At 44.0% G+C, this 16,701-nt stretch carries 10 protein-coding genes; 8 read left to right on the top strand and 2 right to left on the bottom strand.

The annotated features are described in order from the left end of the window. Positions 1–173: 173 nt before the first annotated feature. Positions 174–1,490, top strand: coding sequence for a DUF5050 domain-containing protein (locus AC50Y5_RS26755; protein WP_056043875.1), 1,317 nt, complete (start codon positions 174–176; stop codon positions 1,488–1,490). Between the two features lie 103 nt (positions 1,491–1,593). Here the strand turns inward: AC50Y5_RS26755 and AC50Y5_RS26750 are convergent, their stop codons facing one another. Both AC50Y5_RS26750 and AC50Y5_RS26745 read right to left on the bottom strand, forming a co-directional pair. Further along, on the bottom strand, positions 1,594–6,531 hold the full coding sequence (locus AC50Y5_RS26750; protein ID WP_494864249.1) for a DUF4132 domain-containing protein: 4,938 nt from the start codon (positions 6,529–6,531) through the stop codon (positions 1,594–1,596). Positions 6,532–6,579: 48 nt separating this feature from the next. Continuing rightward, the gene (locus AC50Y5_RS26745; RefSeq protein WP_056043869.1) at positions 6,580–6,999 is read right to left on the bottom strand and encodes a hypothetical protein; all 420 of its coding nucleotides are present in this window, start codon (positions 6,997–6,999) and stop codon (positions 6,580–6,582) included. 526 nt (positions 7,000–7,525) lie between these two features. Between AC50Y5_RS26745 and AC50Y5_RS26740 the strand changes: the two genes are divergently transcribed. The 7 genes from AC50Y5_RS26740 to AC50Y5_RS26710 all read left to right on the top strand — a co-directional run bounded on the left by AC50Y5_RS26740 (position 7,526) and on the right by AC50Y5_RS26710 (position 16,675). Next, positions 7,526–8,368 (top strand): STM4015 family protein, encoded by an 843-nt coding sequence (locus AC50Y5_RS26740; RefSeq protein WP_494864248.1) that lies wholly within the window; start codon positions 7,526–7,528, stop codon positions 8,366–8,368. A gap of 29 nt (positions 8,369–8,397) precedes the next feature. Next, the gene (locus AC50Y5_RS26735) at positions 8,398–9,573 is read left to right on the top strand and encodes an STM4014 family protein (RefSeq protein ID WP_235533356.1); all 1,176 of its coding nucleotides are present in this window, start codon (positions 8,398–8,400) and stop codon (positions 9,571–9,573) included. A 29-nt stretch (positions 9,574–9,602) separates the two neighbouring features. Further along, positions 9,603–10,388, top strand: coding sequence for an STM4013/SEN3800 family hydrolase (locus AC50Y5_RS26730; RefSeq protein ID WP_056043862.1), 786 nt, complete (start codon positions 9,603–9,605; stop codon positions 10,386–10,388). Between the two features lie 26 nt (positions 10,389–10,414). Beyond that, positions 10,415–11,773, top strand: a complete 1,359-nt coding sequence (locus tag AC50Y5_RS26725) for an STM4012 family radical SAM protein (RefSeq protein WP_235533363.1) — start codon at positions 10,415–10,417, stop codon at positions 11,771–11,773. Then, positions 11,770–12,654 carry an STM4011 family radical SAM protein gene (locus tag AC50Y5_RS26720; protein ID WP_056043855.1) on the top strand — a complete coding sequence of 295 codons (885 nt, stop codon included), beginning with the start codon at positions 11,770–11,772 and terminating at the stop codon, positions 12,652–12,654. Before AC50Y5_RS26725 ends, AC50Y5_RS26720 begins: the two co-directional genes overlap by 4 nt. Positions 12,655–12,865: 211 nt before the next feature. Next, complete coding sequence (locus tag AC50Y5_RS26715) at positions 12,866–15,841, top strand: hybrid sensor histidine kinase/response regulator (RefSeq protein WP_162241958.1); 2,976 nt, start codon at positions 12,866–12,868, stop codon at positions 15,839–15,841. A gap of 75 nt (positions 15,842–15,916) precedes the next feature. Next, a complete protein-coding gene (locus AC50Y5_RS26710) occupies positions 15,917–16,675 on the top strand; it encodes a GGDEF domain-containing protein (protein ID WP_081419178.1) in 759 nt (252 codons plus the stop codon). Positions 16,676–16,701 lie beyond the last annotated feature (26 nt).

The raw sequence follows: 16,701 nt of genomic DNA, 5'->3' as shown, positions 1-16,701 counted from the left end.
GCACCAGCATCTCCCATGTTTATTCAATAAAATTTGTATAAATAATTATATTATTAGTATAATGTTTTTCGCCCTATAAACCGATAAGTATTCAAGCAGCTTCCTTTTTTTCACTAAAAGAGAGTTGTTTACAGCAAATACTATCCCACAGCACTAGAAAGGAAGATTAAGTAATGAATAAGCTTCACCTTTTTACAAAAAAGAATGTTTGCATGCTTTTTATTCTCACCCTGCTGTTTACTAGCTTCGGCACAGTAACAGTACCGACAGCCGAGGCAGCAGCAAACGCCAGCGGTTATGTTTATTACACATCTGACCAAGACCTGTTCCGTATTAAAACAGATGGCACTGGTGCCGCTCTCATAATGGAGGATTTTGACGTTCCTGGTACTGCACTGAATCGCGGTGGCAACTATTTGTATTATTTGTCCTACAGCGGATCAACTACGCTGCTGCGTTTGCCGATCGACGGCACAGCAACCGAAGATGAAGTATTTTATAACGATGTGCTGCACTATTCCATTGTAAATGGAACGCTTTACTACATGACAAGCGCTGGGAAAATCTATTCTGTTCCTGCTAATGCTGCTGCTGTATCGGAAGCAAAACAAATCGCTGATAAAGCTGATACAGACTTTGAAGAATTCAAAATCATTGATGGAAAAATCTATTACAATACCGTGCGTAATGGTCGTTCCACATGGGTAGCCTCCAAAGCAGTTACAGGCGCAGGACAAGTGCAATACATTGCAGCGGGTGCGATTGAGCAGGATCACCATATCCAAACAACTGCTAATTCCGTCAATATTATTGTCAATACCAAGCCGGAAGAACAAATGTATTCGCTTGATTGCATCGTGCTTTATAGCGTTCCTAAAAAAGGCGGCGCAGCTAAAGCCCTTAACTTAAATGCTCCAATTGATGCAAATGCTGCATATTCCGGTATTTGGGCAACAAATACGTACTACCTCTTCAACAAAGGCATTCGCCTTGATTCCGAAGGGCATTTCAACTATAACACCGGTAAAGGCTACCTCTTGAACACAAGCGGCAAAACCTTCTCCCTGCACAGCACAGGCGTCTATGATATTGCAAATGTAGGCACAGACAAAGTGGCTTTTATTGATTCAGCAGACAAAGGTTATGTTGCCACGATAAAAAACAATAAAGTTACCAGCAAAAAAAATCTTAACATTTCTAAGCTTCATTCCGTATACAACATTATGTCAGGCGGAAAAATCGCTTCTACAATCTTTTTCGGTGACAATGCCAGCTATTTGCTGAACTCGGATTTGTCGGTTCAAAAAATACCTGGATTGAACTGGGACTATATGCAGCTTAGTGAAGACGTTGATGGCATTTACTACATCAATGACGACTCTAAGGATGCTGGCTACGGGCAGTTATTCCAACTGAGCAGCAATGGCAAAACAGCATCCAAGCTTAGCGAGCAATCGATCAGCCGGGTTCTGCTTGTTGCTAAACAATAAGCTGCTATTTTTTAGTCCTAATAGGTAAATCCACTTTTTTAAAAAAGAGGAGCAGAATTTTAAAATCTGCTCCTCTTTTTCCTTTATAAAATGCCTGATTTTTTTACCGTTTAATCTGCTCAAGAATTTGCGGATCTTTAATTTTTGTATCTTGTGCAAGCAGAACAATTTTGGATAAAATCTCTGCTGTCTTTGGATCTTCATCTATAAACGGCAGAAACAGCTTGCCGCGATGCTGGGAATGAACCGGAATAATGGCAATGGCACCAGAAGCCTGTTTATATACGATACCGCTGCCCAGATGAACGCTGTATTCACCTAATTGACCTGCAATTAAAGCATGATTGCCTTCCAATCTTACATTGTCAATTTTGAGCAAGCGCAACGATTCACGAACGATAGCTTGGCGAATTTCAATCGTTGTTAGACTGGCCTCAGGATCTACTCCGCCCACATGCGCCACACTGACGACTAAATCCACATCACGCATCACTTCAGAGAAGACGAGCGGCGGCACATTTTCAATATCAATCGGTTTATACGTATGGCGGTCAAAGAAACGGACGGTCTCGATCGTCGGGCATTCGACATCCGATGGCGAGAACCAATCAGCAAGCGCATAAATGCTCGCAATGATATTTTCCTTGTAATAAACCTTCTGCAGCCCCTCCTCATAGCTTACCGTCCATAAACGGCTTTTCAGCAAGCTAACGGTTTTACGAGGCTGTACCTGGTGTCCATCATATCTGCGGGATATCGCACCACTAGCCAGTTCATCAGCATTCGGTATATACAGCTCCCTGAATACTTGTTTGAACGGCTGCTTCAACTGCCTATCAAACATATCCTTCTGGTACAAACTCCACTGCCCGCTATTTAGCAAATGCAGAGGATGGGCAATAAACAGCTCCTCGCCTTCGCCAACTTCATATGACCCCTCATCTGCTCCCAGCAGCGCCCCATTTTCAAAATAACCGAGCTTCCCATTGGCACCAAATACCAATGTTCTAATTAAAGGTGCAATAACCGGATTTTTCGCGAGCTTGTTAATCTCTTCCTTAGTGAAGAGACTTCCTGTTTCCATGGAGCGTTCAAGCTCCTTGCGCGCCCGCTTGTATTGATCGGAAAGCTCCGATTTAATTTGTTTTAACGTCTCCATGTATTCATGCTTTTTAAAAGCGGCCGGAACCGACTTAAGCTCCTTGTCTTTGCGGAGCAAACGGATTTCTGCTTTTCCTTCTTCATCAATAATAAGCTGTACCGTCACATCCTCGTCCAAAGCGACTGGATCAAAGTAATGCAGAAGCTCGTCTATTTTCCGCCCTTCCATATCCCAGGTTAAACGAACAACATCTGTATACCCTGCATTTCGGGCTAAATTATCCAATGCAATAGAGCTTGTTTTTGACTCTGTAGCTCGGCGCTGGGCTCCGAATGTTTTGCTTTCTTTAAGAAATTGCTGAATAAATTCATAACGCTCCAGTACATCACGCTGCTTGTCTTGCTCCAATGGAACTAGGCTATAGCACAGCAAATGATCTTTATTGCGCTTATCTGCTACTGATTTTTTCAAATCTGCAATCTTAAGCTTGCCCAGAACCGCATCGGCAAATAATTGAGAGCGTCTGTGATTGGAACCAGCCGAAATGTATTTTGCAGACTGATAGAGTTGATCAAACCGTGTCTCTCCCAGTTCTTTATAGGCCGAATGGAACCAGTTCACATCGAATGCGCCATCGTTGAAGTCCTCCGGCAAAATCGGAGAATAATGTGCTACAATCGTTTCTTTCTCCCCTGAAAACGTCTCATTAATATGAGCGTGAAAATACCAGGCTGCACTTCGCAGACCATCCCAGCCCAAATATTTTGCTATAATATCAACCCATTGCGGTGCATACATCGCTGCTTCAAGCAGTCTGACCTCGCTTATTTTGCTACCTTTAAGCAGCTCTTTCAATGTCTCCTCGTTTTCCCCCGCAGCAGGGTGGCATACTTTAAGCATTTGGCTGAACGATTCTTTCTTCGTCGTATCTTTGCCATAGCTATAAATGTAGCCCCGAACGAATGATTCTTTATCCAATCCTGTCAAAATACGAAGGAAATAAGAAGTCCCCTGAATATGTGAAATGCTTGTTGCGAGCTTGGTGACATCTGTCGGAAGATCACCGCGATTAAGTTCAATTTCCAAAATCCGCTCGATAATCCGATTTTTAATAGCTTCAATTGCTGGATATGAGTCTAAAACATGATTTTTCGGGCTAGTCATTTCCCTAATATAATTATCGCTTCTTGGTCTGGACATTAATAATCGAATAAGTTCATGTTCGGTCAGTATTTCCAAGCTGTACGCCCTTGCAAAATCCTCAATTCCAAGCAAATAACCATCGTATTCCTGAAGCGCAAATAACCAGTAATAAACTTCAAAATACGTTTTGAATGCATCATCGCTATGCAATTCAGACTTTTGCCAGCTTCGCCAGAAACTCGTCAATGCATTTAAAATGCCTTGGTATTCATCCTCTTTGTCATACGGAAAGCAGCTAATAATTAAACGCAGCGCATGATTCGACTTGTCAAAACGCTCCCGCTTATCACTATCTGAAATATAAGCGCCAATAATTTCATTGACCTGATTCTCATAATTCAATTGCTTATAAATCGCTTGCATTTCCGCCACCTTATTCATTGGATAAATGGCTTCAATCAGTTCCTTGCCCCAGTTCTCTATCACCTTAACGTTGGACCTGTACATTTCCCAGCTGTTCAATTCTCCCGTGCAGCAGCGATGCAAGAAATTGGCCAGACGATAAAACTCCAGCTGCATTAGCTCAAGCGGGCCAAAGCCGCTCGAATCCAAATAACTTCTCCATACTTCAGCAAGGGGGTACCGATCCAATACGGGTGTTGGATCTTCGGGATCATAGCGCCAGCTAGTGGTGGACAGCCTTGTCCCGAGTAGTACAGACTGTTTAGCCTCATAATAATCTTGAATTTCATACTCATGCTCCCGATACTCGTGCACAAGCTCAGATAACCCTTCCAGAAAACGCTGCATTTTGTCCACCGGCAACGTAAAATATTGCTTAACTTCATCCAACGCTGACAACGACAATGGTTCTATTTGCAAAAGCCGATCCACTTTCTCCGGAAGGTTGTACAAGCCGAAACCATTTGTTAAAGAATAGGTGGTCTCTTGCTTCAGCTTCGCTAGTAATAGCCGTTCCTTATCCGTTGGCTCAGTAAGGACTTCTACCTGATCCTGTAGCTCCGCAAACAGCTTTGCGTGCTGCTCGTCTTCCTTCAACTCAGTCAGCAATTCCAACGCAGCCAGACGCTGCAGCTCCACCCTACTTTGCAGCAGTTCCTTTGTTACAGCCTTAAGACTGGACGCTGGCTGATTAAGAAGGAGCTCAATGGCACCTTGGCGAAGCGCTCCCTTCTTAAGCTTTAGAAGAGCGGAAATGGAGGACAGCTCCTCCTCATTAAGTTGAAGCTTGGCAGCTTTACTAATCGCGATTTCACGATTGCTTGTACTTTTATCTGAAAGGCTTGCAAACAAAAAGCCTCGCTGTGCTCTATTTTTTAGATCGGGAAGGAAATACTTTAACAGCTCGCCCCGCATGCTAGGGCTCAATGTATCTTTAATAGCTATCATTTCAGCAATCATTTCATTGTCCATATCGTAAGCAATAAGATAAAGCATTTTACTTACTATATCATCGGCACGTAGCGTATAACTTCTCCAATCAAATACACGGGAGTTTCTCGTAATTTCCTTTTCATTCATCCCGGACAGCATCGTGGAAAATTTCAGGAAATGACTTTGTCGCTCCGATTTCTCTTCAAGCAAAGGCGTACTTGTATAGGTCAACGTATTGTCTCGATCCATATGCCATTCATAGCTGTATCCATAGGCATAATTATCAAGAAGCCAATACTGTAGTTCAAAATCTGTCTCATCAAGCCAATTTCTAGCAATGGCAAAACGCATCGCTGTATTGGTGCTCTGTGCAAGAACATACTGGGCAACCACTTTACGGTACGTTTCTTGACTTGCCATTAAATACGCGATCTTGTCTTTCAAATCATCTTCCTCATGAACAGCTGTCGCCCACAAAGCCATAAATACTTCATTTACGTTGCTGCTTTGCAGCCACTGCTCACATAGTGCCTTATTACTAAGAGACTGGGTTGCATAGCTTAGACATTGCTTCGCTACACGCGCATTAGCAGCCTCCAAATTCATGCCTGTCCACACGTCCAGCGCACGAACAACTGAACTAAAGCGGATTAAATTATTGTCCTCCACAATTTTCAGCATAAATATCATAGCCTCAATCGTACCCGAGTCCATTTGCTCGACAATACTTTGTCTGAGGCCTTCTTGCAGTCGGGCAGCAACAAGAAGCTCGCCTATCATATGATAAGCCCGCTTACTGTGGCTCAAAAATATACCGGAAATCATAGAACGGGAAAGCAGTGCGGTGTTATTGTCCCCATATATAATTTCTCTTAAATATTCAAATGTTTCTTCGTTGCCTCTGTCGATCTCATAGGCAATCATATCTGCTGCGGCAAGCATAAGATGGTTGTAATTCGAAAGAGAAGAATAATCCACTTTTGTTAAATAATCTTTTACATTGAATTTCGCCGCCTGCATATAAAAGAGTGAGATGCATTTCTCCATCACTCTTTCTGTATGTATTTCTAAATTTGACGTGCGGAATGGACGACGCAAATAACCATTGCTGTGCGGATACTCCACGCAATAGTTAACAATATAACGGAATACGGCTGCATAAGGATCATCAAACAGCTTGTCCATAATAATAACGAGTGGCTCAAACCAACTGCTATTATCATCTGCTGCTATTTGCGTCAACAGCTGCTTCAATTCTTTCTTCATGTCGCTGTCCATATATCTATTTTTAGCAGATTCAATTACTAGAACGGCAAGCTTTCGATAAGATTCATCCTTATATAAGGTACCCGCTTTATCCAGCATCTCTTTAAAATATTCCTTACCCGCTTCCAACTCCATATTGTAACAGCCTCCTGTATATCTAAAATGAATTATGAATCAATTTGGCTACCACATTCTACCTGCCAACATTGTAAATCGAATCAATGCGAGATCGTCTCCATCCTGTATATTTAAAGGACTATCCATTTGTTCGACTTCATCGCCATTAATGAATACCTTGTATAGTCCATCTTCAAACGCCAGCAATGCGGTGCAAAGCGCTTCATCTAAGCTCGCCCTTTGCTCATTATATATAGAGCCAAAACCGACTTTTCCCGTCTCGGCTTGCAGCTCTACATCACTTTGCGTCAAATATGGCACAAGCGGAACGTCCGTCTCCTTCTGATTGAATTTCTGAACATTTACAGTAATCAGGTCCGTAATTAGCGCTTTCAACGTATCCGGTTTATTTGCAAATGTCCACTCGAGACGATCTAAATAGCTTTTCTTCTTACCAAGGCTCTTAACCGTTATGTACACAATCATGACTGACTACCTCCGGATACTTATAATGTTCCCTGACTACCATAATAGTACCATAATAAGGAAAGGACGCCCTTCATGCCGTTAGGAGGAAATAATGAAATTTTCTCTAAACAGCTAGGACCAATTACACTTAAAAATACGTGACATAGACTATTTACACATATCGCAGCTAGAGAACACGATGCATAAACTTTTAATATTTCGATATCATGTATATTTAATTGCCCTTTAATATTTACGGCTTGCCAAAAGAGAACATAGGTTCTATAATTCATATTACAGGAACATACGTTCTTAGTCAATAAAATTCCAGCGTCTTCCTTCTGCTTTTGATTATTTGGATTTGTTAATTCATTAAAAAAAGAATGTTTGAGCCTCTCTTAGTTTGGGTATAACCCTCTATTGGAAACTTTGCCTTTATGCTCGATTGTTTTTTTATCATTTTCAGGAAAGCAGCTGGATTGACGCTGCTGAGCAGAGCGTGTTATTTTTAATTTTGACATGGAAACTTTTGGAGGGATTATGAATGATTGAGATTCGCTTATCCGTTGATTACGATGAATATGAAAATGGTGTTCGCATTTCCCAGCTTATTGAACAGCTCACTGAAAAACCGAACGCAGCTAATATTTCCGTCCTTACGATCGGCGATTGGGGACAAGCCTATGAGAACGGCCCTGAAGATGCCATCGAGTCACTCATTAAACACAAACATATTTTCACAGGACTAAGCAGCGTATTTCTTGGAGATATGGAATCAGAGGAATGCGAAGTATCCTGGATTAATCAGACAAACATCGCTCCACTGCTTGAGGCCTACCCTAATCTCCGTTCCCTGACAGTTAAAGGAAGCACCAATTTAAGCTTTGAGCCCCTCCAGCATGCAGCGCTTCAGGAACTGAAAATTATTTGCGGCGGATTGCCGAAAAGTGTAATTAAACAAATTGCTGGCTCCCAGCTTCCTGAGCTTCGCAGACTCGAGCTTTATCTCGGTGTAGATAATTATGGGTTTGATGCATCGCTGCAAGAGGTTTTGGCAGTCGCAAAACCAGAGCTATTTCCTAAGCTCACCTATTTGGGTTTGAAAAATAGCGAGATTCAGGATGAGATAGCCATTGCGATTGCTGACTCCCCAATTGTTGACCAATTGGACACGCTTGATTTGTCTTACGGTACACTAACCGACGTAGGCGCAGAAGCTCTCATAACGAGCGAGCGGGTGAAGAAGCTTAAACATTTAGATCTTAATTACCACTATATGAGCGAAAAAATGATTGAGCGCTGGAAAGCTACTGGTCTTTCTGTTGATCTTAGCGATGAACAAGATGCTGATGAGGATGACTGGCGCTATCCCTGCATTACGGAATAATGGCCGCTTCCGCTTCAGTACAGCCCTATTTGATAATTGGGAACCCGGGCAACAAACGTACACTTGGCCTACAAGCTGCCAGACACAAGCTTGGGCTTCCCCCCGCTGTCGTGCTTCCTTATTCGGATTTGCTGAAACGTTCTATTCATTTAGGTGAATTGATTCAGCAGATGGCAGCAAACTCACAACCCCTTGAGGGCAAGCCTATTATTATCCGGCTGGATGCTCCCGGGGAAAATCCACTTGTGGAGCGTGAATTAATTGCTTGGGGAGCAGAATTCGAGAGCAGCAGGAAAGATTTAAGCAGCGGTTTATCCGTTACTGCGGCCGAGTCATTGCGGCTTCCCGAACAATATGGAAGAATCCTTTTTCCAGGGCAATGGTACCTTGGCTACTGCCGCTTGCTGGCCGAGATCCGTGAAGCTGCACAGCAAAGTGATTTTCCTATCCGCTGGGTCAACGATCCGGCGGATGTTGCTGTTATGTTCGACAAGCGTCGCTGCCAGCAGCTGCTTTCACAAAATGGTGTTCCCACACCTGCTCTGCCGGCTCCTGCTGGCTCTATTCAAGATTATGAATCGCTGCTGGCGGCTGTTCAATCAAGCCGTATGAACCGCTTGTTCATTAAGCTTGCTTATGGCTCTGCAGCCTCAGGCATTATCGCTTATCAGCGGCATCCTGCAACCGGCTCAGAAATTGCAATTACAACGATTGGTGTAGAACAACATAACGGCGAACAGCTTTACTACAATTCTGGTAAATTGCGGCGTTACACCGATCATTCAACGATCCGCTTAATTATTGACTGGGTATGTCGTGAAGGTGCTCAAATTGAGCGTTGGATTGAAAAAGACAGTATCAATGGCAGCAGCTACGATATTAGGCAGCTTGTCGTTAACGGTTCCCCTTGCCATGCATTGGCAAGGCTAAGCCGCACGCCAATTACTAATTTGCATTTGCGCAATGAGCGGCTTTTAATAACAGATGACACGCTGCCAACTGAATTGAAAGAACAGGTTGAAGCTACCGCAGTATCCGCACTTGCCGCTTTCACTGGTTCGTCGGTCGCGGGAATTGATGTCCTTGTACAAAAAAAACGGGGCCGGGTCTACATATGCGATGTTAATCCCTTCGGCGATTTACTTTATCATGCCGAGCATAAGGGAATGAATACTTACGAATGGCAAATGTCTAGTTTAAAGTAGTAAAAGCTTACGTAGAGAGGATGCTCAGGATGATTGATATGAACCAGATCGTGGGCTCCCATGATATTGTCATGATTACGCTCGATACGCTGCGTTATGATGTAGCCAAGCTCGAAGAAGCCAACTGCCGCAACTTATGTGCAGATGGACCATGGGAGAAACGGCATACGCCTGGCAGCTTTACATATGCTGCACATCACGCCTTTTTTGGCGGCTTTCTCCCTACACCCGCCAATACAGATAAAGCATCGCATGTGCGATTATTCCATACCAAAAATACAGGCTTAAAAACACATCCCCATACGTGGCAGTTTGATGCACCTGATCTTGTAAGCGGCCTTGCCGAAGCAGGTTACCGAACGATATGTATTGGAGGCGTCATCTTTTTCACTAAGAAAAACAAGCTGGCAAAAGTACTTCCCGGATATTTTCAAGAAAGCTACTGGCGTATGACTTTTGGGGTTACCAACCCTCGTTCTACTGAACATCAAGTTAATCATGCTCTAAAGCTGCTGGAAAAGGCTGATCCCCATGAAAGATTGTTTCTGTTTCTAAACGTCTCAGCTATTCATGGGCCGAATCATTATTTTCTCCCTGGCGGATCACGAAAAGACTCCATTGAGTCACAGCGTGCAGCACTGAGATACGTAGACAGCCAGCTTGGCATATTGTTCGATGCGCTGCGAAGCCGCGGCAAAACCCTTTGCCTTGCCTTCTCCGATCATGGAACTGCCTATGGCGAAGACGGATATGACGGACATCGACTGGCACATGAGGTTGTATGGAACGTACCGTACCGTGAATTTATTTTATAATGAAAGAGGAGAGATGCCGGATGTCTATGCCAACATCACTAACGAGACCAGCGGATTTGCCGGAATGGGGCAAGCGCTGGTTCGCCTCCCCTTACCGCTCCTATCTTTATTCTTATCCGCATAAGACTGCTTATCGACCAATAACGCCGGCGTTGCCCCTTGATGAGCTCTGGAAGCACGAACCGGCTGATTATTATTTTTTATATATGCATATCCCTTTTTGTGGCGTGCGCTGCGGATTCTGCAATTTGTTTACACTGCCTGATCGCCGTACCCATGTCCATGAGCAATATGTAGACGCACTTGAACGCCAAGCTTTGCAGTGGGCTCCTATTATTACAGGAAAGCCTTTTTCCCGCTTCGCCATTGGCGGCGGCACGCCTACGCTGCTTGAAGCTACTCAGCTAAATCGGCTGTTCACAATTGCGGAAGATATTATGGGGCTGGATACATCGCAGGCTTCTATTTCCGTGGAGACCTCTCCCGATACAGTAAGTGAAGAGCGGCTGCAAATTTTAAAAGACCGCCGAACTGACCGAGTTAGTATTGGTGTGCAAAGCTTTATCGATGAAGAGGCCTCGGCGATTTATCGCCCACAGAAGCCTAAACTTGCTGAACAAGCTATTACGATGCTGCAAGCTTTTGATTTTCCATTGCTGAACATTGATCTGATTTATGGTTTGCCGGGCCAAACGACCGATTCATGGATTTATTCGCTAGAGAAAGCAATTAGCTTCTCTCCAGGAGAAATTTTCATTTACCCGCTGTATACGCGAGAGCATACTATTCTAAAGCCAGACCAAATTCAGCGCCAAGGCACCGATGCACGGCTGGAACTCTATCATATTGCATGCGAACGACTTAAGGCGGCAGGCTATAAGCAATTTTCCATGCGGCGGTTCGCTAAAGAAATAACGTTTACGCACAAAAACATTTTACCGTTTAGCTGTCAAGAGGAAGGCATGGCAGGACTCGGCTGCGGTGCGCGCTCTTATACGCGTGAAGTGCATTATGCATCCCGTTATGGCGTAAGTGCGGCGGCTACAAGAAGCATCATTGCCGATTATGTTTCCACAGAAAATTTCCAATCCGCGAATTACGGATTTATATTAAATGTAGCTGAACAGAAGCGGCGGTTTGTTTTAAAAGCGCTGCTTCACGCCGAAGGCTTGTTACTTGCAAGCTATTCAGAACGTTTCGGCAGTGAAGCACTAGCCGATCACTCCGAATTGGCTGAGCTGATTCAACTCGGCTTTGCGCAAATAATGGACGCCGGGCAAACCCTTCGTTTAACGGAGCTTGGCATGGCTTATTCCGATGCAATCGGCGATGAATTTATTTCTGGTGATATAAGAGAATTGATGGAAGGATACGAGCTGTCATGAAGGCCGTGCTGTATTATCGGGGATCGCTTTCTTCCTGCAACTATGACTGTCCCTATTGCCCATTTAGCAAAAATAAAGACAGTGCCGCTACGCTTCGCAAGGACGAGGAGCAATTGCATACGTTCATGGATTGGGTTCGGGAGCAAGGTCACGCCGGCCATGAATTGTCTATTTTTTTCAACCCCTATGGCGAAGCCCTGATCCATCGCTGGTATCGCGAGGCTATGATTGAGCTGTCGCATATGTCCCATATTTCCAAAGTAGCTGTTCAGACAAATCTCTCTACGAAGCTGGACTGGACAAGCCGGCTAAACCCGGAGAAAGCTGCTTTTTGGGTTACTTACCACCCTGGTCAGACGACGCTTAGCCAGATGCTGTCACAGTGTATGCAATTGTATCAACAAGGGCTTAATTTTAGCGTTGGAACGGTAGGGCTGCGGAGCGCCTTTGAGCAAATTGAAGAGCTTCGGAGCAGCCTGCCAGAGGATGTATACGTTTGGGTGAATGCTTTTAAAGATAAGCCCAATTATTACACAGAGGCGGAAATTGTACGGCTTGAAGCCGTTGATCCTTATTTTCTATGGAATACGAGAGATTATGATAGCTTCGGGCAACGCTGCTCCGCTGGCTCCTCGGTGTTTTATGTTCAAGGAAGCGGTGTTGTCAAACATTGCTACAAAGATCGGCGTATCATTGGTCAGCTCTATCGAGACGGACTGGAAGGCTTATCCGCAGAGCGGCCTTGTGGCATGAAGAAATGCGGATGCTATATCGGCTATATCCATATACCAAAGCTGGAGCTTGGAAGCATCTATGCTGATAGTCTGCTAGAACGAATTCCGGCGCATTTTCAGCACAAAGAAAAAGTAATCACTTCATAAAACAGGTTTCTGTTTTCCCTAGACTTTTCCTGTAAAGGAACTTGTCTATTTCTGTCGAATTATAACTAATATGATACTCAAAAACTATCCAAAAATCAGACTTTTCATTTATATCTTGCTATTCGCAAGTATTCTAACTGGACTGCATTTCGCTTGGAACGCAGCGCATAAGCCCCCTGTCCATCCTGTTGCTAAACAAGGTGTACTTGATTTGCGTAACTGGCATTTTACAGATGGGGAAACGATTCGGCTTAATGGACAGTGGGAGTTTTATCCGGATGCTTTTCTCCCACCTGAGCAATTTAATTCCATCCCTGCAGACAAAAGCTGGGCTGCCGTTCCTGCTGCATGGGGCAGTTATTCGGACAAAAATTCGAATCGTTCTGGCTTTGGATTCGGCACTTATCGACTCAGGCTTTTGCTGCCTGACAATAACGTTGACCAGTATGGAATGGAAATGATGGTTGTATCCAGCAGTTATGAGCTATTCGTTAACGGGCGTTCTGTATCCAAGCTCGGTCAACCTTCAGAAAATAAGCAAGAGCATGTGGGAAAGATGTATCCCCTTATCGCATCTATTACAGGAACACATGAAATGAATATTGTGCTGCATGTGTCCAATTATGATTTCCCTAAAGGGGGCGGCATTACCAAACCGATTAAGTTCGGGACGCTTGCTTCCGTTCAATATGAAAATAATTTTTTAATTGCTATGCAGCTTATGGTCGCAGTCATCTATTTGCTTCATCTTATTTATGTTGGTCTGCTGCCTTTGCTTGGAGTTCGGAAGAAAGAGCTTTTTTATTTTGCCATTGTGGTTTTCTGCATGATGACAGGCACGCTTCTTGATGACAACCGCTTGCTTACGATGTGGCTTCCAATCTCTTTACATTGGACTATAAAAGGGCTAATGATTGCTATGATTGGCGCATCCACGTTGCTATTAACGTTTTCTGCAAACTTCTTCGCTGTTTATCAGAAAGGCAAAGCGGTACGGGTCTATTTATTTCTATGCTTCCTTTATACGCTTGCCATTGCGATATTGCCATTCAATTATGCGATTACTCTTTCACCATATATGGCTGCTGCGGTTACCGTACCGTCTCTCTTTATTCTTATAATGATTCTGCGCCTGGCCCTTAAGGGCGAAGAGCATATGATTTTTCTCTTATTCGCAGCTATGAGCGTCGCTTCCAGCATTTTTTGGGGCTCGGTCAAGTTAAGAATAGCCTCGGATTTGCCTTATTATCCGTTTGATTTAATTTTTGCTTTTATCTGCTTTGCCTCCTTCTGGTTCAAACAATTTCTGCAAACAAGAACCGATTTGGAGCAGCTTGCTTTCAAACTGCAAAAAGCCGATAAAGCGAAAGATGAATTTCTCGCTAATACTTCTCACGAGCTGAGGAATCCGCTGCATGGCATGATTAATATGGCACAGACCGTATTGGCTAGTACTACCCATTCCATTAGTGAAGCAAGCAAAAACAATTTAATGCTGCTCATTACCGTAGGACGCCGCATGTCGCTGCTGCTTAATGATTTGCTTGATGTGACGCGTCTAAAGGATCGAGATATTCATTTGAATAAGGAAAGCGTCCGGCTGCAAAACATCATTTCCGGTGTATTCGATATGCTGCGTTATTTAACTGAGGACAAGCCTGTCCGGCTTGAAATGAATATTCCCCGTTCATTTCCTAAAATAATCGCGGATGAAAACAGGCTGATTCAGATCTTATTTAATCTCATCCATAATGCGGTTAAATTTACGAATGAGGGGATTGTTAGTGTCCATGCAGAAGCTATTGGCGATAAAGCCTATATCCACATACAGGACTCAGGCGTCGGCATAGAGGCGGACGTACAGCGCACTATTTTCCAAGCTTACGAGCAGGGCGATTCTAGCATGACGGCTATGAGCGGCGGAATTGGCCTCGGACTCAGCATTTGCAGGCAGTTAGTCGAGCTTCATGGAGGCAAGCTAACGGTATATTCGGTCCCTGGTAAAGGTTCTACTTTCACCTTCACCATGCTCCTTGACCCCCATTCAGCTGCTGACGAACCGGAATTTATACTGCCAAGCGCAGTTGAAGCAGCCGTATCTGCAAAGTCCGTCATTGCCGCCGATTCGCAATTACTGCGCCTTGATCAGAGAAAAGCGGCTTCAGAAACACAGCAAAATAAAGCTACTGTGCTCGCCGTGGATGATGATCCTGTTAACTTGAAAATATTATTCAACTTGCTGGATTCAGAGTTTTATGAAGTGGCTACCGTCACGAGCGGCAAGGAAGCACTCAAGCTGCTTGAAACGAAGGAATGGGATCTCATTATCGCCGATGTTATGATGCCGCAAATGTCGGGCTATGAGTTGACCCAAACGATTCGGAAACGATTCAGCATTTCTGAGCTTCCTATTCTATTGCTAACTGCTCGCAGCCGTCCTGAGGATGTCAACACAGGCTTTATGGCAGGGGCAAATGATTATGTTACTAAGCCTGTCGATGCAATGGAGCTCAAGTCTCGCGTACAAGCTTTAACAGACCTCAAACAAACGGTAAATGAGCGGCTGCGAATTGAGGCTGCTTGGCTTCAAGCGCAGATTCAACCACATTTTCTATTTAATACGTTAAATTCCATTGCCTCCTTAAGTGTAATTGACCAATCGCGAATGGTGCAATTGCTGGAGGAATTCGGGAAATATTTGCGAGCGAGCTTTGATATGAAAAATTCAGAACGCGTAGTTCTGCTTCAGCATGAGCTCGACCTGCTTCATTCCTATCTTTTCATAGAGAAAGAACGCTTCGGCAATCGCCTGCAAATTGAATGGGAGCTTGATGAACTGCCGTGGCTTCGCATTCCACCGCTTTCCATTCAGCCGCTTGTAGAAAATGCCGTGCGTCACGGCGTACTCGCCCGTTCAAGTGGAGGCAGCGTGCGTATTCGCCTGAAAGAATACGACAATTATATTGAAATTGCGATTATAGATAATGGGGTAGGTATGGAGGAGGAACAGGTTAGGAGCGTGCTCGAGCAGAACCGTGGAGGAATTGGCCTGCGCAATACTGACCGTCGCTTGAAACAGTTATACGGTAAGGGATTACGCATTGAAAGCACAGAAAAACAAGGCACGGTTGTAAGCTTTACTGTCCCAAAATCATCAACCAATGAAGGTAATTCAAATAAGTTATAGAGCAAGTATAGAAATTGTATAGAAGTTGCGTGTATAATGTTGGGGGAACAAAAAAAATAAATATGGTGATAAAACATGCGCTTAAAAAAATGGGTTAAGATTCTCCCGACCTCCATTATGATTGCCGCAATAACGGGAATGTTGGTGCTGTTTTTCACGCAACTGTTCAGACTCCCCGAGCCAATCTACTCTAACCAGAACCTTCCTTTCTTCTTCAACACCTTTATGGTCATCATCATTACCGTACTAATCATAATAATGCGTGCCATGCTTGTTGAGAGAGCAGTATTGAAGAAGCTTGCTTTTAGGGACGGTATTACTGGTCTATATAATCGTCATGGGCTTGAGCAATTCTGGAAAACATATCGCAGCAAAAAAAGTATGGCCATTCTCTATCTCGATCTGGATCACTTTAAAGAAATAAATGATCGCTTCGGTCATCATGTTGGAGACGCACTGCTTCGGGAGGTCAGCGTTCGCTTACAACAGGTGGAGTCTAAAAAAAGCCGTGAGTTATTCCGGCTTGGCGGTGATGAGTTCGTTATGATTCTCAAAAACTGCGATCCTATTATGGCGAAACGGGCTGCCACGCAAATTTTGGATAAACTGACGACGCCTTATGCAGTCGAAGGTTATCACGTGTTAATTACGGTGAGTATCGGTATTCGGATGTGCACGGCCCGCAACGCTGAGCATGATATGCTTGTAAAAGAAGCGGACGCTGCGATGTATGTGGCCAAGAAACAAGGCAAAAATGGATTTTTTGTCTTCCGGGAAGGCAGAAGCAAGCTCCCGAAAGAAAAATACGGCAATGTTAATCAAGCTAAGCCATAAAACCACAAGGCAAGGAGTTCTACTTC

This window comes from Paenibacillus sp. JT22N7 (assembly GCF_059383875.1).
This window is presented reverse-complemented; position numbering and strand designations above follow the sequence as displayed.